The following is a 408-nucleotide window of genomic DNA, read 5'->3' on the forward strand; positions in this document are numbered from 1 at the left end:
CCCGGCGCCGCGATGAGCCTCTGCCCGCGCGGACGGAGGGTAGGCTTCCAGGCGAAGCCCGTTCGCGCTGCCGGGCTGCCGGCCTCTGCTCCAGGAGTCACATGAATGCCGCCCCGCCTGCCGTCACCACCGTCGCCTGCCCCGACCGGGACCTGATGGCCGCCCTGGAACCCCTGCCCACGGGGATCCGCACCGTCTATTGGGATTTCGACGGCGACCCCGAGGACGCGCGGCCCGAACAGATCGAGGCCGTGGTGCTGCCGTACCCGGACATGTCCCGGGCCGTCGCTGGCCTGCCGAAGCTGGCGAACCTGCAGCTGGTGCAGGCCCAAACCACCGGGGTTGACGGGATAGCCGCCGTCGTCGGACCGGACGTCGCCATCGCCAGCGCGGCGGGAGTGCACGCCG

General features: G+C 72.8%; 1 pseudogene. It reads left to right on the forward strand.

What is annotated here, in order from left to right:
• Window positions 1–101: 101 nt before the first annotated feature.
• A pseudogene (locus AC5RUJ_RS18540) lies at window positions 102–408 on the forward strand (hydroxyacid dehydrogenase); the annotation flags it as partial.

The sequence above is a fragment of the Arthrobacter sp. Y3223164 genome (assembly GCF_059091005.1).